The sequence below is a fragment of the Chryseobacterium sp. CP-77 genome, assembly GCF_036362765.1.
Lineage (GTDB): Bacteria > Bacteroidota > Bacteroidia > Flavobacteriales > Weeksellaceae > Chryseobacterium > Chryseobacterium cupriresistens.
Genome location: NZ_CP143637.1, coordinates 4,521,570 through 4,544,499, shown reverse-complemented (window position 1 = coordinate 4,544,499; position 22,930 = coordinate 4,521,570). Strand labels below are relative to the sequence as shown.

At 38.0% G+C, this 22,930-nt stretch carries 17 protein-coding genes; 13 read left to right on the top strand and 4 right to left on the bottom strand.

Annotated elements, in window-relative coordinates; translation table 11 throughout:
* Positions 1–405: 405 nt before the first annotated feature.
* From V0410_RS20420 to V0410_RS20390, 7 genes are all read left to right on the top strand, one after another.
* Positions 406–1,917: a succinate CoA transferase gene (locus V0410_RS20420; RefSeq protein WP_330745421.1), complete on the top strand. Its 1,512-nt coding sequence runs from the start codon at positions 406–408 to the stop codon at positions 1,915–1,917.
* A 219-nt stretch (positions 1,918–2,136) separates the two neighbouring features.
* The gene (locus tag V0410_RS20415; RefSeq protein ID WP_110010900.1) at positions 2,137–3,411 is read left to right on the top strand and encodes an acetyl-CoA hydrolase/transferase family protein; all 1,275 of its coding nucleotides are present in this window, start codon (positions 2,137–2,139) and stop codon (positions 3,409–3,411) included.
* Between the two features lie 136 nt (positions 3,412–3,547).
* Complete coding sequence (locus tag V0410_RS20410; RefSeq protein WP_330745420.1) at positions 3,548–4,339, top strand: hypothetical protein; 792 nt, start codon at positions 3,548–3,550, stop codon at positions 4,337–4,339.
* A gap of 235 nt (positions 4,340–4,574) precedes the next feature.
* Positions 4,575–5,705: a 4-hydroxyphenylpyruvate dioxygenase gene (gene hppD / locus V0410_RS20405; RefSeq protein WP_330745419.1), complete on the top strand. Its 1,131-nt coding sequence runs from the start codon at positions 4,575–4,577 to the stop codon at positions 5,703–5,705.
* A 70-nt stretch (positions 5,706–5,775) separates the two neighbouring features.
* The gene (locus tag V0410_RS20400) at positions 5,776–6,237 is read left to right on the top strand and encodes a hypothetical protein (protein ID WP_330745418.1); all 462 of its coding nucleotides are present in this window, start codon (positions 5,776–5,778) and stop codon (positions 6,235–6,237) included.
* A gap of 52 nt (positions 6,238–6,289) precedes the next feature.
* Positions 6,290–7,537: a fumarylacetoacetase gene (gene fahA / locus V0410_RS20395; RefSeq protein WP_330745417.1), complete on the top strand. Its 1,248-nt coding sequence runs from the start codon at positions 6,290–6,292 to the stop codon at positions 7,535–7,537.
* 198 nt (positions 7,538–7,735) lie between these two features.
* Complete coding sequence (locus tag V0410_RS20390) at positions 7,736–8,560, top strand: flavin reductase family protein (protein WP_330745416.1); 825 nt, start codon at positions 7,736–7,738, stop codon at positions 8,558–8,560.
* Positions 8,561–8,733: 173 nt separating this feature from the next.
* Here the strand turns inward: V0410_RS20390 and V0410_RS20385 are convergent, their stop codons facing one another.
* Together V0410_RS20385 and V0410_RS20380 are read right to left on the bottom strand one after the other, a co-directional pair.
* Positions 8,734–9,243, bottom strand: coding sequence for a hypothetical protein (locus V0410_RS20385; RefSeq protein ID WP_330745415.1), 510 nt, complete (start codon positions 9,241–9,243; stop codon positions 8,734–8,736).
* A 48-nt stretch (positions 9,244–9,291) separates the two neighbouring features.
* Positions 9,292–10,134, bottom strand: a complete 843-nt coding sequence (locus V0410_RS20380) for an alpha/beta hydrolase family protein (protein ID WP_330745414.1) — start codon at positions 10,132–10,134, stop codon at positions 9,292–9,294.
* 61 nt (positions 10,135–10,195) lie between these two features.
* Here V0410_RS20380 and V0410_RS20375 point away from each other — a divergent pair, with 61 nt between their 5' ends.
* The 5 genes from V0410_RS20375 (at position 10,196) to V0410_RS20355 (ending at position 15,703) form a co-directional block, all read left to right on the top strand.
* Positions 10,196–11,452 carry a T9SS type A sorting domain-containing protein gene (locus V0410_RS20375; RefSeq protein WP_330745413.1) on the top strand — a complete coding sequence of 419 codons (1,257 nt, stop codon included), beginning with the start codon at positions 10,196–10,198 and terminating at the stop codon, positions 11,450–11,452.
* A gap of 15 nt (positions 11,453–11,467) precedes the next feature.
* Positions 11,468–12,241, top strand: a complete 774-nt coding sequence (locus V0410_RS20370; protein WP_330745412.1) for a HipA family kinase — start codon at positions 11,468–11,470, stop codon at positions 12,239–12,241.
* Positions 12,228–12,611 (top strand): DUF3037 domain-containing protein, encoded by a 384-nt coding sequence (locus tag V0410_RS20365; protein WP_110010891.1) that lies wholly within the window; start codon positions 12,228–12,230, stop codon positions 12,609–12,611. The genes V0410_RS20370 and V0410_RS20365 overlap by 14 nt, the downstream gene beginning before the upstream one ends.
* A gap of 19 nt (positions 12,612–12,630) precedes the next feature.
* The gene (locus V0410_RS20360; protein WP_330745411.1) at positions 12,631–13,665 is read left to right on the top strand and encodes an alpha/beta hydrolase; all 1,035 of its coding nucleotides are present in this window, start codon (positions 12,631–12,633) and stop codon (positions 13,663–13,665) included.
* Positions 13,666–13,861: 196 nt separating this feature from the next.
* A complete protein-coding gene (locus V0410_RS20355; RefSeq protein ID WP_330745410.1) occupies positions 13,862–15,703 on the top strand; it encodes a carbon starvation CstA family protein in 1,842 nt (613 codons plus the stop codon).
* A gap of 74 nt (positions 15,704–15,777) precedes the next feature.
* Here V0410_RS20355 and V0410_RS20350 read toward each other — a convergent pair whose 3' ends face one another.
* Positions 15,778–18,546 carry a TonB-dependent receptor plug domain-containing protein gene (locus V0410_RS20350; RefSeq protein ID WP_330745409.1) on the bottom strand — a complete coding sequence of 923 codons (2,769 nt, stop codon included), beginning with the start codon at positions 18,544–18,546 and terminating at the stop codon, positions 15,778–15,780.
* 412 nt (positions 18,547–18,958) lie between these two features.
* On the bottom strand, positions 18,959–21,289 hold the full coding sequence (locus V0410_RS20345) for an ATP-dependent helicase (protein ID WP_110010888.1): 2,331 nt from the start codon (positions 21,287–21,289) through the stop codon (positions 18,959–18,961).
* 294 nt (positions 21,290–21,583) lie between these two features.
* Between V0410_RS20345 and V0410_RS20340 the strand changes: the two genes are divergently transcribed.
* Complete coding sequence (locus V0410_RS20340) at positions 21,584–22,897, top strand: M16 family metallopeptidase (RefSeq protein WP_330745408.1); 1,314 nt, start codon at positions 21,584–21,586, stop codon at positions 22,895–22,897.
* Positions 22,898–22,930 lie beyond the last annotated feature (33 nt).

Below are 22,930 nucleotides of genomic sequence, written 5' to 3'. Positions count from 1 at the left end.
GTTTTAAACTTTACTATCAACCACAAAAGTCACAAAAGATATAAACACTAAAGGTTTATAGGTGAATCTTTATTAATTATAAAGAACACAAAGTTTTGAAAATCGAAGATTTTCCTCTAATGTGAACTTTATGCAGTATTAATATTGGCTTTTTCATTAAACAAGAGTATTTAACCAAGCTTTGTGACTTTTGTGGTTGAAAATTCAAATAGATTTATTTAATATTAAAAAAGTCTATTAAGTTCATATTAAAAAGTATTACTGAATACATACAAAAGACGCTTTAAATCCTTTATTTAAAGTGTCTTTTTTCGTAAATTTGTGAGGTATGGTTACCATATTGGCCATCATTATTTTTCATGACGCATCCTAAGTAATGGTGGTTTAAAACAAAATCAATATTACATGTTAGAAAGAATCAGATTAGAAAGTCTACGCGAGAAAGTAACTACCGCGGAAAACGCAGTAAAAATCATTAAAGACGGTATGACCATCGGGTCCAGCGGCTTTACGAAAGCAGGTGACAGCAAAGCCATTTTACCGGCACTGGCAGAAAGAGGAAAAACCGAAGACCTTAAAGTCACTTTAATGACGGGAGCTTCACTAGGCCACGGTACCGATGGAAAGCTGGCTGAAGCCAATGTACTGAAGAAAAGGATGCCTTTCCAGGTAGATCCTGTCTTAAGAAATAAAATCAACAATGGCGAAATTCTCTTTATCGACCAGCATTTAAGTGAAAGTGCAGAGCTTCTTCACACCAAAAATCTTCAGAGTATTGACGTAGCTATTATTGAGGCGGCCTATATTGAAAGAGACGGAAGTATTGTTCCTACCACTTCTGTAGGAAATTCAGTGACATTTGCTGCTTTGGCTAAAAAAGTGATCATTGAAATCAATACCGAAGTTCCAGAAGAAGTTTACGGAATCCACGATATTTACCAGGCTGAAGATTATCCTTACAGAAATGTTATTCCAATCGTAGCACCATGGAATAAAATCGGGAGAAAAAGCATTCCTGTAAATCCTGAAAAGATTGAAGCTATTGTATTTACCAACCGTAAAGACAGTCCGGCAGATATTGCAGAACCTGACGAAAAAACAACAGCAATCGCCAAACATCTTCTTGCTTTCTTTGAAAATGAAGTTCTTTTAGGACGGCTTACCGACAGACTACTTCCTCTTCAGGCAGGTATCGGTAAAGTGGCCAACGCTGTTCTGACAGGATTCAAAGACAGTAATTTTTATGACCTGACGATGTTTTCTGAAGTGCTTCAGGACAGTACTTTCGATCTGATCGACTCAGGTAAGCTAAGCTTTGCCTCAGCATCTTCCATTACCGTTTCTCAGGAATGCTATGAAAGGGTTTTAGGAAACCTTTCAAAATATAAAGACAAGTTTGTTTTAAGACCTCAGAATATTTCCAATACTCCGGGACTGATCCGAAGACTGGGAGTGATCGCCATCAATACCGCCATTGAATTCGATATTTATGGAAATGTAAACTCCACTCATATCGGAGGAACCAAAATCATGAACGGAATCGGAGGTTCCGGAGACTTCGCAAGAAATGCTTATTTAAGTATTTTCGTAACTCAGGCTGCTTCAAAAGGCAACAATATTTCTCACGTGCTTCCAATGGTTTCTCATACCGATCATACGGAACATGATGTTGATATTCTGGTAACAGATGTTGGATTAGCTGACTTAAGAGGGCTTGCGCCAAGAGAAAGAGCCCAGAAAATCATTGACAACTGTGTTCACCCGGATTATAAAGAAGAATTGCAATCTTATTTCGACAGAGCCTGCGAAAAAGGAGGTCATACTCCTCATTTATTACAGGAAGCCTTCAGCTGGCATCTACGATTTGCTGAAACCGGAAGCATGAAACAGAAAACAGCTGTAGAAGCCGCTAATTAAGATTTACATCAAAACAAAAGATAAAACGAAAGGACTGAATGCCAATGCATTTGGTCCTTCTTATTTTAAATCAAAATAGGTTTATTCATATGACAAAAATCTGTTCGATATCCTTAAAATATTTATATGAATATAAAATTATAAAGATTATCTTTGAAAGGAGAGCGGTATTTTTATGAGATTTAAAATATGTTGAACACATTTTAAAAAAAACAAAATATGAATAATTACATCAGCGCAGAAGAAGCAATATATACGATAAAAAGCGGAAACCGTGTGTTTTTTCACGGCAGTGCCTGTACACCGAATTATTTGATTGATGAGCTGGCGAGACAGTCCGGCCGGTTGCAAAATGTGGAAATGGTTTCCATTACCCAGCAGGGAAATGTGGAAATTGCAAAACCACAATACAAAGACAGCTTTTTCATCAATTCTTTATTTGTTTCCACACCTGTGCGTGATGCTGTGAATTCTGACCGCGGAGACTTTGTTCCCGTTTTCTTAAGTGAAATTCCTATTTTATTCAGAAAAAATATACTGCCATTGGATGTGGCGATCGTCACCGTTTCTCCACCAGATCAACATGGTTTTTGTACGTTGGGAACTTCAGTCGATATTGCGAGAGCTGCTGTAGATACGGCAAAAATCATTGTAGCCATCGTTAATCCAAGAATGCCGAGAACCCATGGAGACGGGATGATCCACATCAGCAGGATTCATAAACTGGTATGGCATGAAGAAGAACTCCCAACAGTAGATTATGGTTCCAAAGTAGGTCCTGAAGAAATGCTGGTAGGAAAAAATGTTGCGGAGCTTATTGAAGACCGATCTACCCTTCAGATGGGGATCGGAACCATTCCTGATGCGGTTCTGAAATGCCTTACCAATCACAAAGATCTGGGAATTCACACAGAAATGCTGAGCGACGGTGTTATTGACCTTATTCAGGATGATGTGATCAACAACAAATACAAAGGCTACAACGATAATAAAACCATTACAAGTTTCTGTTTCGGAACCCGGAAACTTTATGACTATGTGGATGACAATACCGTGTTTGCCTTCAGAGACGTAAGCGAGGTTAATTTTCCAATCAATATCATGAGAAACAAAAAGATGGTTGCCATCAATTCTGCTATTGAAATAGACCTTACAGGACAGGTATGTGCCGACTCTATCGGAACGCTCCAGTATAGTGGAATCGGAGGACAAATGGATTTTATGCGCGGTGCTGCTTTAAGTGATGACGGAAAACCTATCATAGCCATTACCGCAAGAACCAAAAAAGGAATTTCCAGAATCGTTCCCTTTCTTAAGCAAGGCGCTGGTGTAGTTACTACAAGAGGACATATTCATTATGTAGTAACTGAATACGGGACAGCTTATCTGTACGGAAAAAATCTTCGCCAGAGAGCGCAGGAACTTATCAGCATTGCCCATCCGGATGACAGAGAAATGCTGGAAAGAGCTGCTTTTGAAAGATTTAAACATTGATAATCAAACTATAAAGTTTTCAAAACTATTTTGCTATAAAAATTAAAACAAATTTTGAATTTAACATCATAGAATCATATGAAAATATTAATTTTTTGGCAGTATATTTGATAAAATTCATTCAAAAACAAGGAAATTGAAAACTATATATAATTCGATACGAGACGAAATTGTAAAACATTCCAAGGTAAGGAATTCTGTTTTGGGGAATGTGAATGAATGGAAGAGAAGCCATTATATTATTCTTTCCGAAATTATCAAAGATGAACTCTCTGAGGCTGAAGAACTGAAGGGAGGAAAAAAATTTGAAATCGGAAATACCATTTCCCATGTTACCCTTCAACGCTTTTTTGAAAACGATTATCAGGATAAAACCCATAGTGATCTCAGGTTTTTAAAAACACTGGATAAGATTTGCATCTTCCTGGGATATAAAGACCTTAATGATTATATTCTTACGATAAGATACAGAAAAGAGCATGATGAGCAAGCCGATGACCAATCCTATCTTACACAGATGGTATATGATTACTGTGCTGCCGTTTTTGAATTTTATAAGCAGTTTCCGACTCACAATACCGAACTTTTAAAAGGTCTGGTATTTGACGATTCTCCTTTTCTGGAAAGAGCTTCACAGTTTAGTAAAGAGTTGTGCGATAAAGATTTTCACCTGATTACAAAAAACAACAGATCCAATTACGAAGTATTTGATATTCACGTTGTCACAGACGAACCGGACAAAAAAATCCTGGAGTCTCAGGAGTTCTGGAATCTTCTGTTTAAAGTTGGAGAAACCGGCGAAGAACATTTCGTAAATCAACTCAGTACCCAGATCTATTTTATCCGAAAAATAAATGATTCCTGGAAGATATGGGATAATTATAATCCCGACGCAGGAATGCTCAACCGAAAAATTGAAACAATCTAAAATAAGAAGCCGCAGAGAAATCTACGGCTTTCATGTTTCGAAATATTTTTTTTCACTTGTCTTTTGTATAACAAATGTAGGCAGATGATTTTAGACTTATGAAACTTAAATATACTTAAGTAAACTCTTCTTTAACGTTATGTTAAATATATTCAACGAATCCAGGGGAATATTTTCGCAATGTCTAAGAATTTTGTAATTTGCATACCAATAAAATAAAAGTAAAAGAGAAAATATGTCAACACTTACATTTGCCGAGAAAATAGCTCAAGCAGAAAATTTCTTACCAATTAATGGTACAGATTATATTGAGTTTTATGTAGGAAATGCAAAACAGGCTGCCCATTATTACAAAACCGCTTTCGGTTTTCAGTCTGTAGCTTATGCGGGTCCTGAAACAGGAGTAAGAGACCGTGCATCTTATGTGCTTCAACAGGGAAAAATCAGATTGGTATTAACAACGGGACTTAAATCTGACTCTCCTATCAGTGAGCATGTAAAAAAACATGGTGACGGAGTAAAAATTTTGGCACTTTGGGTAGATGACGCTTATGCAGCTTTCGAAGAAACAACTAAAAGAGGAGGAAAACCTTATTTAGAGCCTGTAACGTTAACTGATGAGCAGGGTGAGGTAAGAATGTCTGGTATCTACACCTATGGAGAAACCGTTCACATGTTTGTGGAAAGAAAAAATTATAACGGAGCTTTCATGCCTGGTTATGAAAAGTGGGACAGTGATTATAAGCCTGAAGAAGCAGGGTTACTATATGTAGACCACTGTGTAGGAAATGTTGACTGGAACAGAATGATCCCAACCGTAGAATGGTATGAAAAAGTAATGGGATTTGTAAACATCCTTTCTTTTGATGATAAGCAGATCAATACAGAATATTCTGCATTGATGTCTAAAGTAATGTCAAACGGAAACGGATATGCAAAATTCCCGATCAACGAACCTGCAGAAGGTAAAAAGAAATCTCAGGTAGAAGAATATCTTGATTTCTATGAAGGTGAAGGGGTACAGCACATTGCTGTAGCAACGAAAGATATCATCCACACCGTAACTGAATTGAAGAAACGTGGTGTTGAATTCCTTTCTGCTCCACCGGAAGCTTATTACGACATGGTTCCTGAAAGAGTAGGTCATATTGATGAAGATCTTAAAAAACTTCAGGAGTTAGGTATACTTATTGATCATGATGAAGAAGGGTATTTATTACAGATCTTTACGAAGCCTGTAGAAGACCGCCCTACTCTATTCTTCGAAATTATTGAAAGACACGGTGCGCAAAGTTTTGGTGCCGGAAATTTCAAGGCGTTATTCGAAGCATTAGAAAGAGAACAGGAAAGAAGAGGTAATCTTTAAATTTTACAATAAAATATAAGTTTTGTCAGAATACTGTATTCTGGCAAAACTTTTTTATAAAACACAGTATATGAGAAAACTTTTTATCGGGATTTTTCTTCTGGGAACCTTAGGGCTTAAAGCACAATATGGAACTTTGAATGAAATCCTTAACCGACTTGAACAAAGAAAAGGCATCAATCAGCATCTTGCAAATGTGAATATTGATAACAAAAAGTTTGTTTTCATCAAAGATGAAGCCGATCATACGGAACGGGACTTTATTATCATCAAAGGAAATAATGCCACGTATGTAGAAGTTTTCGATGATAAAGCAACTGGAGAAAGCAGTTCCAATGTTTTTACCGGTGATATCATCAGGAAAAAAAATATTATTTCTTTACGGGCAGACATGCTTGAAAACAAAAAAATCCCAATGCCTGTCACGAAAACTTTATTGCTGACACAACAGGACAATATTTTGTACCTTATCGATGTCAATACCAGAGACAGATGGATTGATGAAGCCTCTTACTCAAAAAAGACCAAATAAATGTTCCGGGGAATTCTCCGGATGATATTGAATCTAACTAAAATCTAAACTTATGAAATCATTTGTAGACTATTCCTCAAATTCGGATTTTTCTATACACAATATTCCTTTCGGAGTCGCAGTTTTTAACAAAGAATATATCGGATGCTGTACAAGAATCGGAGATCAGGTCATTGATCTTGCTACCTTGTACGATCTTGGATATTTTGAAGATATTGAAGGATTAGACGACAATGTTTTTGAAGCGTATACCATCAACGAATTTATCGAGCTGGGTAAGCCTGTTACCAATGCTGTTCGTACTAAAATCCAAACCTTATTGCAGGAAGGATCCACTTTATCAAAAGATCAGAAAACTATTGAAGAGGCTTTCTATGACCTGGATAAAGTAAAAATGATGATGCCTGTTCACATCCCGAATTACACCGATTTCTACAGCAGCATCGAACATGCTACCAACGTAGGAAAAATGTTCCGTGACCCGGCAAACGCTTTATTACCCAACTGGAAACATCTACCGGTAGGTTACCACGGAAGAGCATCCTCTATCGTAGTTTCCGGAACGGAGATCAATCGTCCGAAAGGTCAGACAAAGCCTGCAGATGCAGATAAACCGGTTTTCGGACCATCTAAACAACTGGATTTTGAACTGGAAATGGCTTTCATCATCAATAAAAATACAGAGATGGGAGAAAGTATTTCTACTAAAGACGCTGAAGATGCCATCTTCGGAATGGTCGTTTTCAACGATTGGTCTGCAAGAGATATCCAATCCTGGGAATACGTTCCGCTAGGGCCTTTCCTTGCAAAAAACTTCGGTTCATCCATTTCTCCATGGGTAGTTACCCTTGAAGCTCTGGAGCCGTTCAGAACCGCTTCCCCGGTGCAGGATCCTGAGGTTTTAGACTATTTAAAATTTGAAGGCGATAAAAATTACGATATCAACCTTGAAGTATATATCCAGCCTGAAAACGGAGATCAAAACCTGATCTGCGAAAGCAACTACAAACACATGTACTGGAATATGACCCAGCAACTGGCACATCACACGGTAAACGGATGTAATGTGGAAGTAGGTGACCTATATGCCAGCGGTACCATCTCAGGAAGTGATCCGAAATCTTTCGGTTCTATGCTTGAACTGACATGGAGAGGACAAAATCCTTTATCATTAAGCAACGGAGAAGAAAGAAAATTCATTGAAGACAATGATACGGTTACCATGAAGGCTTGGGCTGAAAAAGACGGTGTGAGAGTAGGTTTCGGTGAAGTTTCAGGTAAAATCATTCCAGCACTTTAATTTTTATCTAAATTTTAACTCTGCACAATACCACTATTAAACCTTATAGGTTTTGAAAACCTATAAGGTTTGGTGGATGACATCGCTAGAAATATACTGCTAAACAGATAGTATTAGGAGTGTCATGCTGAGCTGAGTCGAAGCATCTTTTAATATCATTTGAATACTTAAGTTGAATTAAGTGTTAAAAAGAAAAACATGAAAACAGTAATCCCCTCCGAGATAACCTCCGTACAACTACAGACCATCATGCAAACCGCCGTTTCACCACGTCCCATTGCATTGGCTTCTACAGTGGATAAAAACGGTAATAATAACTTATCTCCGTTCAGTTTTTTTAATATGTTCAGTACGGTTCCTCCGATTTTGATTTTTTCACCATCGAGAAGGGTTCGTGACAATACTACAAAACATACGCTGGAAAATGTTCTTGAAGTACCGGAAGTGGTCATCGGAACAGTCAATTTTCCGATTGTACAACAGATCTCTTTAGCGTCTACAGAATACGAAACCGGAGTGAATGAGTTTATCAAATCCGGTCTTACCATGAAAGAAGCAGATCTTGTACAGCCTAAACTTATTGAAGAATGCCCGGTTAATTTTGAATGTAAGGTTTTAGAGGTAAAATCATTGGGTGATCAGGGCGGTGCAGGAAATCTGGTAATCTGTGAAGTTCAGAAAATTCATATCAGAGAAGAATATCTGAATGAAGCCGGAAATCTGGATCAGAAAAAACTGGATATGGTAGCCCGTTTAGGCAGCAACTGGTATTCCAGAAGCAATGAAAACAGTCTTTTTGAAGTACCAAAGCCTTTGGTAACAAAAGGAATTGGTTTCGATCTGTTACCAGATTCTATTAAATACAGCAAAGTCTTTACAGGAAATGACCTTGGAATGCTTGCCAATACGGAAGTGTTGCCTGAAGGTGACTTTCATGCTGATGAAAACATTCATCTCGACGCACAGAAGTTACTTCTGGAAAGCAAAGTAGAAGAAGCGTGGGTTTTACTCACTATTAAATAAAAAAATAAGCCTGAAATTTCAGGCTTATTTTTTTATGCTGGAAGTAAGAAGCTGGAAGTATATAAAGTCTTATGAATAGATTTTTGTCCCAATTAATACCCTTTGGAAAATAGTTCCATTTTGATTTCAATAGATACCGAATACTATTATCTTCCAGCTTCTCACTTACTTTCTTATTTTGCTTTCAGCGATTCTGAGACCGTAATTTTCCCTTTTTCAGCAAATTCTGTTACCTTACCGTTTTTATCTATGGAAACGTTCAGATTATCATTTTTAGCATCGTAATAAATGCTTGTCGCGTATCCCGGACAGTCGTGCTGTTTGCATCCTGTCAGTTTGTAGATTCCATTTTCTGATACAACAGGACTTTCCACATTGAAATTCTTTACCATCTCATCATACTGAGCACCGGTAAGTTTTTTAAGTCTTTCTGAAATACCTTTATCTTCAAAGAATTTAATATCATGAGGATATTTTCCAACGTTTTTGGTAATAACATTATCCGGAGCAGGAGCAGAAGGAGCTGCAGTTGCTGCTGAATCTGTTTTTGGAGTTGTTACGGAATCCTTAGGCATAACGGCTGCCAAAGTATCACTGCTTACAGAAGATTCTGTTTTTGTTTCTTTTTTACATGAAACAACACATAATGAAAGCGCAAGTGCGCCTGCAATAATTTTTTTCATAAATATATTGTATGGTGGTTACTATATAATAACGTAGTTTTAAACGTTTTATTTCAATTTTTCTTTGATAAAATCAATGCATTTTTCAGTTACAGTATGGAGATCTTTTGGTAAATCATTTCCTTCCCATGGTTCTTTTGCCCCGAAAGTATGGTTGGCATTTTCAATCAGAAACAATTCAGAATTGGGGTGAAGAATATGAAGATGTTCTGCCTGCTTCACCTCTACCGCTTCATCTTCTGTTCCATGAATAATCAGCATATGAGCCTTAGCCATTTCTGTAGCTCGTTCTACATCAAAACGGTGAATATCTTTTTCAAAATCTTCATAAAACTGGTAATAATGAGGCATTTCCTGTTTTGTACGGCCGTTCAGCGCATAATATACTCCATTATTCTTCCAGTTCTCAAAGGCTTCTCCTTTTGGAAAACGATCTAATGTGTCAACACTGGCCAATGTAATCAAACCGTTGATTCTTTCATCTTCAACAGTTTTGATAATGGATATTCCCCCTCCCCTGCTGTGTCCGATCAGTACAATCTTTTCATCATCCACATGAGGATCTTTACTGAAATGATCAATTACTACTCCAAGATCGGAAAGTTCTTTAGAATAATTATTATTTCCAAAGGCTTCGAGGTCTCCAAAATTAAACGGATCTTCTGTTGTTGTTCCGTTATGTGAAAAATTAAACTTGACAAAGAAAAAGCCTGCTTCCGCAAACTTTTCGGCCATCAGGTTCCAGGCGCCCCAATCTTTATACCCTTTATAACCATGAACAAATATAATCAGGGGAAGTTTTTTTTCAGTAGCCGGATAAAAAATATCAGCAAGAAAGCCTTTTGTTTCTTTATTTTCTAAATATATATTCTTTTCGATAATCAAATTCATAAAATAAACGGGTTTTATTTAATATTATTTATATTTATGGGATGAATTCAAACTGAAATTTATGAAAAAAACTCTACTTCTTTTATCTTTAATTACATTTTCTTTAATCCTGAGCCAGACGACCAAAAGGGTCTTTTTTATTGGAAACAGTTATACTTATGTTAACAATTTACCTGGCCTTATTCAAAGCATTGCTGCATCTAATGGTGATGTATTCGAGCATCACAGCCAGACTCCGGGAGGTGCTACCCTGCAGGATCATGCCAATAACCCGAATGTCACTACAGACATTAATCAGGGAAACTGGGATTACGTGGTATTGCAGGAACAGAGCCAGCTTCCTTCGTTTCCTGATTCCCAGGTACAAAACCAGGTGTATCCTTATGCGCTTCAGCTTTCTAATTTAATTAAAGCATCAAATCCTTGTGGTAATGTTATTTTCTATATGACCTGGGGCCGTAAAAATGGTGATGCAGCCAATTGCCCGGGACTTCCCACAGTCTGCACCTATCAGGGAATGGACACTCAAATTTATAACCGTTATATGGAAATGGCAATGAACAATGAAGGCATTGTCTCTCCTGTAGGTAAAGTCTGGAGAACAATCAGAGAGCAAAACCCGGCCATTGAATTGTATGATCAGGATGAATCGCACCCGAGCTACATTGGTTCTATGGCGGCTGCGTATACATTTTATACTATTATATTCAAGAAAGATCCTACGCAGATTCCTTTTAATGGAAATCTTACTCCGGCACAGGCCCAGCTGATCAAAGAAATTGTGAAAACAGAAGTGTACAATCAGCCTGGTCAATGGTATGTAACCAACAATGATGTTCACAGCAGATTTACTTATCAGCTTACCGGAGCAGGCACCGTTCAGTTTACGAATGCAACCCAGAATGCAGCCAATTATTCATGGGATTTTGGTGATGGTACGACTTCTACGCTGGAAAATCCGACGCACAACTATACTGTGGGAGGAAGTTATCATGTAAAACTTACAACAGATGCTTGCGGAGCAACTACAACGAAAACAAAACTGGTTGTTGTAAGTACATTACAAACAGCAGAAACAACTATAGAAAATGGAATTCAAATCTATCCAAATCCTTCTCAAAACCTTATTAACATTGTTTCTAAAAAGAAATTTGAAGTAATTTCCCTTACAGAAGCCTCAGGAAAAATCATTCCTTATCATTTGAATAAAACAGACACCGGCTGCAGTATTTCACTTCAGCATCTGACCAGCGGAGTTTATTTCCTGCAATATAAAACAGGAGAAAAGGAATTCACTAAAAAAATTATTAAAAAATAAGCTTATTTTTGCTGCATGCAGAATTTAAGAACTGTAACCGTGATGCGTTACATTCTGCCCCTGAGAGAAGGAGGATCTCTTCCGGCTCTGGCAGAAGCTGATGATGATTTCAAATATGTATTAAAATTCCGTGGTGCAGGCCATGGGGTAAAAATGCTGATCTCCGAACTTTTGGGCGGGAAAATTACCGAAGCTTTGGGACTTAAAATTCCTGAACTTGTTTTCGTTAATCTTGACGCCGATTTCGGAAGAACGGAAGCCGATGAGGAAATTCAGGATCTTCTGAAGTTTTCTGAAGGGCTGAATCTCGGTTTACATTATCTTTCCGGTTCTATTACGTATGACCCGGGAGTAAGTGTGGATCCGCTTCTGGCCTCAAAAATAGTATGGCTGGATGCATTCATTACCAACATCGACCGTACTTTTAAAAATACGAATATGCTGATGTGGCATAAAGAACTTTGGATCATTGACAATGGTGCTTCGTTCTACTTCCACCACTCATGGCAGAATTTTGATGCAGCAGCCAAAACGCCTTTCAAATATGTGAAAGATCATGTGCTTCTTCCTAAGGCCAAAATGCTTGACGAAGCGGATAAATTTGCCCATGAAGTTTTGAATGATACTCTTTTCAGAGACATTGTCAACATGATTCCTGAAGACTGGTTGCACTGGAATGATGCTGACGAAACGCCAGAAGAAATTCGTGAAATCTATTTTCAATTTATGAAAACCAGATTAGAAAATTCTCAAATCTTTGTAAACGAAGCGAAAAATGCAAGAGGATAAAATATATGAATATGCGGTAATACGCCTAGTACCTAAAGTTGAAAGAGAAGAATTTTTCAATATCGGACTGGTGATGTTTTCCAAGAAGGAAAAATTCATTAGAGTGGAATTCTATTTGTGTCCGGACAAATTCAAACTGATGCACAGCAAACTGGATTACGATGATATCATCCACAATCTGGAAAGTTTTCAAAAAATTGCTAACGGTGAGAAAGATGGCGGTCCTATTGCTTTTCTTGATATTCCGGAACGTTTCCGATGGCTAACAGCGGTAAGAAGTTCTGTCGTACAGACCTCAAGACCTCATCCGGGAAAATCAAAGGACCTGAATGCCACTTTTGGTAAGCTTTTTGAGGAGTTAGTAAAATAACACTCCTTAAAAATTTATTATGAAATTACACATCAACAACATATCAACATACAGGTTTTTCACAAACCTGTTTTTTATTTTATTTTTGAGCTTTACAAATTTATTTTTTTCACAAGACTTACCATTAAGACCAAACAAAGCTGCTGCTGTAAAAAGTACATTACTCCCTGAAATTGCAACAGTTTCCGAAGATATCGTATACAAAACAAACAGAAAGGGCAAACCTCTCGCTCTTGATCTCTATACTCCCAAGAATGCCACCACTGAAAAACTTCCGGTATTGATCTACGTTCATGGAGGCGGATGGGTAGAAGGTGACAAAGTGGTAAATTCAGATAATTATCTTGAAACAACTGTAAAAAAACTGATAGACAAACAGTATGCGGTGATCAGTATCAATTATACGCTTTTAAGTGACAGCATTCATTTTCCTCTGCCTTTGGAAGATACCAAAGATGCCATAAGATGGGTAAGAAAGAATGCTGAAAAATATAACCTTGACACCAACAATATCGGACTTTTCGGGGCTTCAGCCGGAGCCCATCTTTCTCTGATGGCAGCCTATACACCAGACAATACTTATCTGGGTAATCCTGAACTTTCCTCTTATTCGGCTAAAGTGAATTATGTGATTGATCATTATGGCCCTGCAGACCTCAACAAACTTTTCCATACAAGATTAGGAACAATTCCGGTGGGAATGATCGGATTAATGTCTAAAAAAATTGTCGGTTTACAGGAAAATCTTGTCAAAGGAATTTCCGGATATAATATCAGAAAAGATCAGGACAGCGCTATTGATTATCTTAAAACGATTTCCCCTGTCTATTTTGTTTCCGGAGGAGTTCCAACTTTAATTGTCCAGGGGAATAATGATAAAATTGTTCCTTTAAGTCAGTCTAAAAAGCTCCACAGAAAATTAAACAGAGCCAAAATACAGAACTCCCTGATCGTCGTTGACGGCGGAGTGCATGGCTTTGGCACTACTGATAAAGCTTATCTGGATCAGCTTACAGATAAGATGGTAGAGTTTGTTCTTTCACAAAAGAAATAAGATATACATTTACCCATCAGAACACAACACAAAATACGACAAATCAAATCAATAAAATAAAAGACGAGTACAAATTTGCTAGATTGATATACATATTGATACTTTTTCATTGAGAATTAATTACCTTGGCTATTGTTTAAATTATTAACAATAAAAACACCAATAACTTAATTTTTTATCAACAAAAATAAGCAATATGGAATCTTTAAACAATATCAATGCACTTACGCTCATCTTTGTATCTGTTCTTCTTTTTGCGATAGCTTACCGTTTTTACGGTATTTTCATTGCCAATAAAGTTCTCCGGCTTAATGACGGGAATACAACACCTGCTGTAGAATTTGCAGATGGTAAAGATTATGTGGCTACCAATAAAAATGTACTTTTCGGGCATCATTTTGCGGCTATTGCTGCTGCCGGGCCTTTGGTAGGACCTGTTCTTGCTGCACAGTTCGGATATCTTCCGGGAGCTTTATGGATATTGATAGGATGTGTACTGGGAGGTGGGGTTCATGATATGATTGTTCTTTTTGCTTCAGTGAGACATAAAGGGCAAAGTCTAGCCACGATTGCTTCCAAAGAAATTGGAAAGGCAACGGGTACGGTAGCTGGTTTTGCAATCCTTTTCATATTGATTCTTACCCTAGCGGGTTTATCACTGGCCTGTATCAATGCCATGCATGAGGCTTCGTGGTCTCTCTTCACCGTTCTCATTACCATGCCCATTGCCATTATTATGGGTCTGATTATGCGTTATAAAAAGAATAGTGTCCTGTTTGCAAGTATTTTGGGAGGTATTCTTTTGGTCGCAGGAATTATCGGAGGACACACCCTAATGCAGAATCCTACAATGAATGGTCTGTTTTCCTGGGATATTAAAACCATTTCTATTGCCATTCCTTTGTATGGATTTATTGCTTCGGTATTACCCGTATGGCTTCTTTTGGTTCCCAGGGATTATCTATCGACTTATTTAAAGATCGGAACGATTATCATGCTGGCTATAGGGGTAATCGTTATCCATCCAACGATACAGATGCCGGCTATCACAGCATTTGTTAATGGCGGTGGCCCTATTATTGGCGGTCCGGTGCTTCCTTTTATCTTCATTGTAATTGCCTGCGGAGCGATTTCCGGATTTCATGCGGTGATTGCTACGGGAACCACTCCAAAAATGCTGAATAAAGAAAGAGAAATTCTTTTTGTTGGTTACGGAGCCATGCTTGTAGAAGGTTTTGTCGCATTAATGGCACTTATCGCAGCCTGTACGCTGATGCCGGGTGATTATTTTGCGATCAACACGCCCAAAGAAGCCTATGATTCATTTCTGGCAGCGCATCCTTCCCTGCACGGGGTAGATATTGATTATTACTCCCAGAAAATAGGTATTGATCTGTATGGCAGAACCGGAGGTGCAGTATCTCTGGCCGTGGGAATGGCCCATATCTTTAATAAAATCCCGTATATGGATCAGTTGACGGCTTATTGGTATAATTTTGCCATTATGTTTGAAGCAGTATTTATTCTTACTGCCATTGATGCAGGAACAAGAGTCGGACGCTTCTTTTTACAGGAAATGCTGGGATCTGTTGTACCAAAATTCAATGATAAAAACTGGATTCCGGGAATCATTATCAGCAGTCTTCTTTTCACTTTTGCCTGGGGATATCTGGTGTATACCGGAAATGTAAACAGTATCTGGCCGTTATTCGGAATCAGTAACCAATTGCTGGCAGCCTGTGGGCTTATCGTCTGTACAACGATGCTGATCAGAATGAACAGGGGAAAATATGCTTTATGCTCGGCTATTCCGGGTGTATTCATGGCTGGAATTACCTTCTGGGCGGGTTATATTCAGGTGACCGCCATTTACATTCCTAAAGGACAGTATTTACTGGCAACTTTAGCAGTAACAGCCATGGTTCTGATGCTTATTGTATTTGCAGGAGCTTTCAGAAAGTGGTACCAGCTGCTTCAAATCAAAACAACTGAAATCGACCATTATGGTGAACCAGTGAAAGAACTGGTAGAAAGATAAAATTCAAATTTTATACAGAAAAAACAGTTCAGGATTTCTGAACTGTTTTTTTAAGCATTATCTTTTGTTTTTATTTAAAAATTGAAATTCAATCTTGCAAAAATATACCTTCCATTCTGCCCAAACTGTGAAGTAGATCTTGAATAGATGAATTGGTCATTATTGGTAGAAGCAGTAAGGTTTTTCGTTGGATAGATATCAAACAAATTGTTTACTCCTAAAGTCAATCCTACATTTTTAGTAAACTGATAAGCAGCAGATAAATCCGTAATGATCTTATCTCCGATCTGCTGGTGTTCATTAAAATCAATGATTCCGTCTCCGTTCACATCAATAATATCAGCACCTGTTACTTTTCCGAAATAGGTATTTCTCAGATAAAGACTCGCATTCTTCCATGAAAGCGTATGAGAAAGACTGGCTTTCACTCTCGGTACGGCTTCTTCCAGATATACTCTTGATTTTTCAGAGAAATATACCTTCTCCAATTGTGGCGACTGCAGAAGTCCTGCAGAATGGATATCACCAACTTGTTTCGTTTTATTAAGATTAATAGCAAAATTATTATCCAGTTTTATTCCTGAAAATCTCACATTATGGGAAATTACAACGTCCACTCCTTTTGTTTCCGTATCAATGGCATTCGTAAAGAATTGCGCAGCATTAATTCCTAACTGATCATATGCCTCCTGTGCTTTCTGAGGAACGCTTGCTTTTAAGAACTGGTCTGTAAGAATAATACGGTTATCAATTCTCGTGAAATATCCGTCTGCAGTAAAGGTAAGACTAGCCGAAGGAATTCTGTAGGTAAATCCTACACTTGCCGATTTGGATGTTTCCTGCTTCAGTTTTGGCATATCCAAAAGCCCTGCCAGCTGAGAATCATTACTGAAAGTTCCCACTTCCAAAAGCTGATTATTCGTAAATAACGTAGAAGTTACATTATAATAGATCTGGTGGATTGATGGCGCTCTGAATCCTGTAGATCCCGCAAATCTCACATTGAAATCAGGCGCTACTTTGATTCTTGAAGCCAGTTTATAATTGAATGTAGACCCGAAATCCGAATAGTTTTCATATCTGGCTGCTGCATCCACTAACAACCAGTTGGTAAAGTTGAATTCAACATCTGCATACGCTGCTACCGACTGTCTGTTTTTATCCACTGCATTTCCAGGCTTAAAACCGTTGAATACCTGAGAACCTCCCGGAAGCGATGCTCCGAAAAAATCTGTAGGTCTTACAGAGTTTCCGTTCCAAACATTTCCAGAAACATCATAGGTTGCATAAGAGGCTTCTTCTCCCTGAGTAATTTTAAAATTCTCATAACGATGTTCACCTCCAAACGCTACGTTGATTCCTTCCCATACATCATATTTTTTAGAGAAATCTAAATTGATGGTATTTTGAGAAAATCTTAATCCACCCGCATTAAACTCTCTTGGTGAAGCAAAACGCAAAGAGGTATTTCCTGTATTCTGGATGTTATAGGTAAATGAATTCTGTCCGTATGTATTACTGAAATCAATATTCCATCCTTCCCATTTTCCTTTAATTCCAGCTGCCAATGAGATATCCTGAATATCTGTTCCGATCTGTGGAAGATAACCATTAGGATATAATCCTGTAAACGTTCTGCTTTCACTTGGTCTTCTGTAAAAACCTCCGGAAGTTCCGTGTCTTATGCTATAGCCACCAAAAGTATATACTTTCCAGTTGTCACTTACAGGGATTTCTGCATTCACAAAAAGCTGGTGATTGTTAAGCTTCGATTGTCCTACCTGCATATTAAAGTCCTTTCTTGTCTGACCTCTGTAAGCCAGTTCCTGATCTGTAATATAATTAAGCTGATCTCTGGTAAAATTGGCAGATTTCAAAACATTCTGTAGCGCAGAAATGGTATTCGCTCCCTGGATTGAATTTTGCAGATCCTGAGAGAAATAGCTTACATTCTGTGCATATTGATGAATGTAATTCACAAGCTGCTGTGAATTGGGTGTATTATTAATATTGGTAAAAAGAGAAGAAAGGTTCACTCCGTCATTCAATGCACGCTGTTCAATGGCATTGTAAGCGTTGTAAATAGGACCACTTTCTGTTCCTGCTCTATACGTTGGATTTCTGAATTGTGAAGACCAGGTAATATTAAAGAAACCTCCTTTGGTTCCGATTTTATTTCCATAGTTCAAATCCAGCTGGATATTCTGTCCGTCAAAATCTCCGGTATGATCATTAGCCGTTGGCGTAAGGTTTCCTCCATAACTGATCTGACCTGCCAGTTTTCCTGTATCTCTTTTAAGGTCCAGGTTAATAACACCGGCAATGGCATCAGATCCGTATTGTGCGGCCGCTCCGTCTCTTAGTACTTCAATTCTGTTTAAAGCAAAAGAAGGAATGGCATTCAAATCTGTACCAACAGTTCCTCTTCCGGGTGTTCCGTTGACGTTCACCAATGCTGAAGTATGTCTTCTTTTTCCATTCACCAGAACCAACACCTGATCAGGTCCCAAGCCTCTCAGCTGAGCTGGATCCAGGTGATCTGTTCCATCTGAATTGGTCTGAATCGTGGAAGTAAATGAAGGGGCAACCGCATTCAGAATTTGTCCGATATTGGTTTGTGGAAGGATAATAGAAGATTCTTTTACATTGAATACATCTACAGGAACCGGACTGTCTACTTTAGATCTGGCACCGGCTCTTGAACCCAGTACAACTACTTCTTCTACAGTATTGGTTTTTATGCTGTCTTTATTTGTTTTTATACTGTCTTTTTCCTGTCCATAAGTAAATACGCCGAGGAAAAATAAAACAGAGGCCGAAAGAATAGTTTTCTTATTATTCATAGTTTAGAATTTGATTAACATTTATGTTTTTACAAGGTGCAAATGTAAAATTTATTTATTAGTCTACAAAACAGATAGACTTTGTTTTTGTTAAAAACTATTATCGTTTCTTTCTATCCCTCATTTAAAGTTATGATAAATTAAGGAAACATTCGTAAAAAAACATTGTTTTATAGAAAGTTAACAGTAAAATAAATTTTGAAAAAAACGCTAAACACGCAAAGAGACAAATTGCTTATTGATTATTCTTTCGGTCGCAACGGCACTTCGTTCAGCAGAGGGCTTGTCTTAGCTAAGTGAAACGCCTTTGCGAACAAAAAATAGCAGATCCAATAATCACATTGCGAACTTTGTGTTTAAAAATAAAAACGGATCCAAAAATTGAATCCGTTTCCTTTATTTTATTTTGAAATTAAATCTTAGTCAGTTTAGCATATTTCAGGATCAGATTTTTCTCTCCTTCATGCATGAAAACTACTTTTGCTTTGATATTCTGAGGATCTGTTCCGTCCAGGAAAGTCACTTCCCCAATTCCGAAACGGTCGTGTCTCACTTTATCTCCTACTTCAATATCCTGAGAAGAAGCTCCGCTTGGATTGATAATTTTAGCCGTGCTTACCGGTTTCAGCTTTCTGACTTCAGGAGCAGGTTTGGAAGTATCTCCCCTGTCGATGGTCTTTTTCTCAACCTTTTTGAAAGATCTCATTTCAGATGGATGCTCATCAAAGATATTGGATTTCACGCCTGAATTATTGATAAACCTTTTTTCCAGGGCAGGATTAAGGAATTCAATATATTCATCATCAATTTCACTTAAGAATCTTGAAGGCTCAGCATCCGTAATTTTCCCCCATTGAAAACGGGAAACAGCATAGGAGAAGAAGGCTTGTTTTTCTGCTCTTGTCAATGCCACATAGAATAATCTTCTCTCCTCTTCCAGGTCTTCTCTGGTTGCAGAGCTCATAAAGCTAGGGAAAAGGTTTTCTTCAAGTCCCACTAAGTGAACCACCGGGAATTCCAGTCCTTTTGAAAGGTGAATCGTCATCAGAGAAACCATATCATCTTCCAGTTCTTTATCCTGAGTATCTGCAGAAAGGGCAATATTTTCAAGGAAATTGGAAAGACTCGGATCTCCATCTTCAAGCTGCATCTGTTCTTCAATGAACCCCTGCATAGAGTTCATCAATTCCTGTACGTTTTCTACTCTGGAAATTCCTTCAGGAGTCTGATCATCTTTTAAAAACTTGATTAAACCGCTTCGCTTTGCCACTTCCATAGCAACACTATACGCTGTTTCTGTTTTCAGCAATACCTGAAAAGCTTTGATCATGGACCAGAAGTCATTCAGTTTGTTTAAAACTCCATTGTTCAAACCTAATTGCGGTGCATACATCGGAAGATTCTCCAATACTTTTGAAACAGCAATATTGTGGGCATCAGCAAAAACAATCAGTTTATTCTGGGTCGTTTCTCCGATTCCTCTTGCAGGATAATTAATAATCCTCATCAATGCTTCAGAATCATTTTCATTGATCAGCAGACGAAGGTATCCAATAAGGTCTTTTACTTCTTTTCTTTGGTAGAAAGAAAGTCCTCCATATACTTTGTACGGAATATTTTTACGTCTCAGGGCATCTTCAAAAGCACGCGTCTGAGAGTTGGTTCTGTATAAAATAGCAAAATCGCTGTATTTTCTCTGGTCACGGTTACGAAGTTCCCAGATATTTCCTGCCACGAAATTGGCTTCATCAGCATCGGAAAGAGATCGGTATATTTTGATCTTATCTCCCTCTTCATTATCACTGAAGACATTTTTCTTAAACTGCTGCAGGTTTTTAGCGATGACCACATTAGCAGCGTTTACAATATTCTGTGTAGAGCGGTAATTCTGCTCCAGAGATACCGTTATAGCATCCGGATAATCTTTTTTAAAGTTTAAGATATTGTAGATATTCGCTCCACGGAAAGAGTAAATAGACTGTGCATCATCTCCTACCACACAGATATTTTCAAATTTCGAAGCCAGAGCTTTTACGATAAGATACTGCGAGTGGTTGGTATCCTGATACTCATCTACCATGATGTATCTGAATCTGTCCTGGTATTTTGCCAGTACTTCCGGGAAACGGGTCAATAGTTCATTGGTTTTCAATAAAAGATCATCAAAATCCATAGATCCGTTTCTGAAACACTGATCTACGTATTTCTGATAAATCTGCCCGATGAATTTCATATTCGCTTTTTCATCCGCTTCCATCAGTTCCGGATTGTTGAAATAAGCTTTTACCGTAATCAGGTTATTTTTATAGGTTGAAATTCTTGCCTGAACTTTTTTAGGTTTATAAAGATCAGCATCAATATTCATATCCTTCAGCACCTTTTTAATCACGTTCAGGGCATCCTGCTGATCATAAATGGTAAAATTGGAAGGATACCCGAGATAATGGGCTTCAATTCTTAAAATTCTTGCAAAAACCGAGTGAAAGGTTCCCATCCAAAGGCTTCTTGCATTGCTGTCCCCTACTACTTTTGCAATACGTTCTTTCATCTCACGTGCTGCTTTATTGGTAAAGGTAAGAGCCAGAATATTGAAAGGGTCTATTCCGTTGTGTATCAAATGGGCAATACGCATGGTCAGTACACGCGTTTTACCTGAACCAGCTCCGGCAAGCACCATCAGAGGTCCCTGTAAAGAGGTAACGGCTTCATATTGTGATTCGTTGAGTCCTTTCAAATAGTCCATACAGCAAAAAATTTTGGGAACACAAAATTAAGGTATTCGGAGGAGAATTCAAACTTTCATAGAGAAGTTAGGAATTCGAAGTACTCAGATAGTATTTGTCAATGGTCAATTTTGCTTCGCAAGTGAATTGTGAATGATTATTCTTGGTCTCAAATCCCGCAACCCGAATCACGTAACCAATTGACAAGCGAAGCGAATTCATCATTCACTATTCACCGTCACCTTTATATTTATACACATTCTGTAACATTTAATTCACTTTTCATACTAATTGGTAAACAATTTCTAAATTTTATGAAAAAGCGACTTCTTTCTGCTGCTGCCGTAGCTTTCTTCGGGCTCATGCTGAATGCACAGCAAATCAAATTCGAAGAGTATGACCTTCCCAATGGTCTGCATGTAATTCTTCATCAGGATAACTCGGCACCGGTGGTAACAACAGGTGTAATGTATCATGTAGGTGCAAAAGATGAAGTAAAAGGCAGAACAGGTTTTGCTCACTTCTTTGAACACCTTTTATTCGAAGGAACTCCTAACATCAAGAGAGGAGACTGGTTTAAAATCGTTTCTTCAAACGGAGGGCAGAACAACGCCAACACGACCAATGACAGAACGTATTACTATGAAACATTCCCTTCCAACAACGAACAGCTTGGTCTTTGGATGGAGGCAGAAAGAATGCGTCACGCTGTTATCAACCAGATTGGTGTAGATACCCAGAGAGAGGTTGTAAAAGAAGAGAAAAGATTAAGAATGGATAACCAGCCTTATGGGAATCTTTTCACGACTATTCAGAAAAATTTATTCACAAACCATCCATACAACTGGCCGACAATTGGTTCTATGGAAGATCTGAACTCTGCTAAGCTAGAGGAATTCCAGGCATTTTATAAAAAATATTACGTTCCGAATAATGCTACCTTAGTAGTTGCCGGAGATATCAAACCTGAGCAAACCAAGAAATGGATTGAAACATATTACGGAGGAATTCCAAAAGGTACACTTTATCCCAAAGATTTCCCGAAAGAAATGCCTATCACTCAGGAAAAAGAAGTAACTGCTACAGATCCCAACATCCAGCTTCCGGCTTATGTGTTCGCATACAGAACTCCGGCTAACAAAGAGAAAGATGCTTATGTTTTAGATATGCTTTCTTCTTATTTAAGCAGCGGTAAATCTTCGGTTTTATATAAAAAATTAGTAGACCAGGACAAAAAGGCACTTCAGGTGGCTGCTTTCAACCAGGGACTTGAAGATTACAGTATTTTCGCATTCTTCGCGATTCCAATGGGACAAACTACAAAACAGGCTTTACAGACTGACATTGATGCTGAAATCAAAAAGCTTCAGACTACTTTAATTTCTGAAGAAGATTATCAAAAACTTCAAAACCAGTATGAAAACCAGTTTGTAAATGCCAATTCAAGCATTCAGGGAATTGCCGCTTCACTGGCAACCAACCATGTATTGATGGGTGATACGAATCTGATCAACAAAGAAATCGACATTTACAGATCTATCACAAGACAGGATCTTCAAAATGCTGCTAAAAAGTATCTTAATTCCAACCAAAGAATAATCATCAATTACGTTCCTGAGAAAAAGTAATTATTCAGCTTCTTAGGAGATAATATGATTATT

Excerpts from the sequence above, each read along its gene's own strand:
- V0410_RS20420 (WP_330745421.1), top strand. The coding sequence starts at position 406 with ATGTTAGAAAGAATCAGATTAGAAAGTCTACGCGAGAAAGTAACTACC.
- V0410_RS20415 (WP_110010900.1), top strand. The coding sequence starts at position 2,137 with ATGAATAATTACATCAGCGCAGAAGAAGCAATATATACGATAAAAAGC.
- hppD (WP_330745419.1), top strand. The coding sequence starts at position 4,575 with ATGTCAACACTTACATTTGCCGAGAAAATAGCTCAAGCAGAAAATTTC.
- V0410_RS20400 (WP_330745418.1), top strand. The coding sequence starts at position 5,776 with ATGAGAAAACTTTTTATCGGGATTTTTCTTCTGGGAACCTTAGGGCTT.
- fahA (WP_330745417.1), top strand. The coding sequence starts at position 6,290 with ATGAAATCATTTGTAGACTATTCCTCAAATTCGGATTTTTCTATACAC.
- V0410_RS20390 (WP_330745416.1), top strand. The coding sequence starts at position 7,736 with ATGAAAACAGTAATCCCCTCCGAGATAACCTCCGTACAACTACAGACC.
- V0410_RS20385 (WP_330745415.1), bottom strand. The coding sequence starts at position 9,243 with ATGAAAAAAATTATTGCAGGCGCACTTGCGCTTTCATTATGTGTTGTT.
- V0410_RS20380 (WP_330745414.1), bottom strand. The coding sequence starts at position 10,134 with ATGAATTTGATTATCGAAAAGAATATATATTTAGAAAATAAAGAAACA.
- V0410_RS20375 (WP_330745413.1), top strand. The coding sequence starts at position 10,196 with ATGAAAAAAACTCTACTTCTTTTATCTTTAATTACATTTTCTTTAATC.
- V0410_RS20370 (WP_330745412.1), top strand. The coding sequence starts at position 11,468 with ATGCAGAATTTAAGAACTGTAACCGTGATGCGTTACATTCTGCCCCTG.
- V0410_RS20365 (WP_110010891.1), top strand. The coding sequence starts at position 12,228 with ATGCAAGAGGATAAAATATATGAATATGCGGTAATACGCCTAGTACCT.
- V0410_RS20360 (WP_330745411.1), top strand. The coding sequence starts at position 12,631 with ATGAAATTACACATCAACAACATATCAACATACAGGTTTTTCACAAAC.
- V0410_RS20355 (WP_330745410.1), top strand. The coding sequence starts at position 13,862 with ATGGAATCTTTAAACAATATCAATGCACTTACGCTCATCTTTGTATCT.
- V0410_RS20350 (WP_330745409.1), bottom strand. The coding sequence starts at position 18,546 with ATGAATAATAAGAAAACTATTCTTTCGGCCTCTGTTTTATTTTTCCTC.
- V0410_RS20345 (WP_110010888.1), bottom strand. The coding sequence starts at position 21,289 with ATGGACTATTTGAAAGGACTCAACGAATCACAATATGAAGCCGTTACC.
- V0410_RS20340 (WP_330745408.1), top strand. The coding sequence starts at position 21,584 with ATGAAAAAGCGACTTCTTTCTGCTGCTGCCGTAGCTTTCTTCGGGCTC.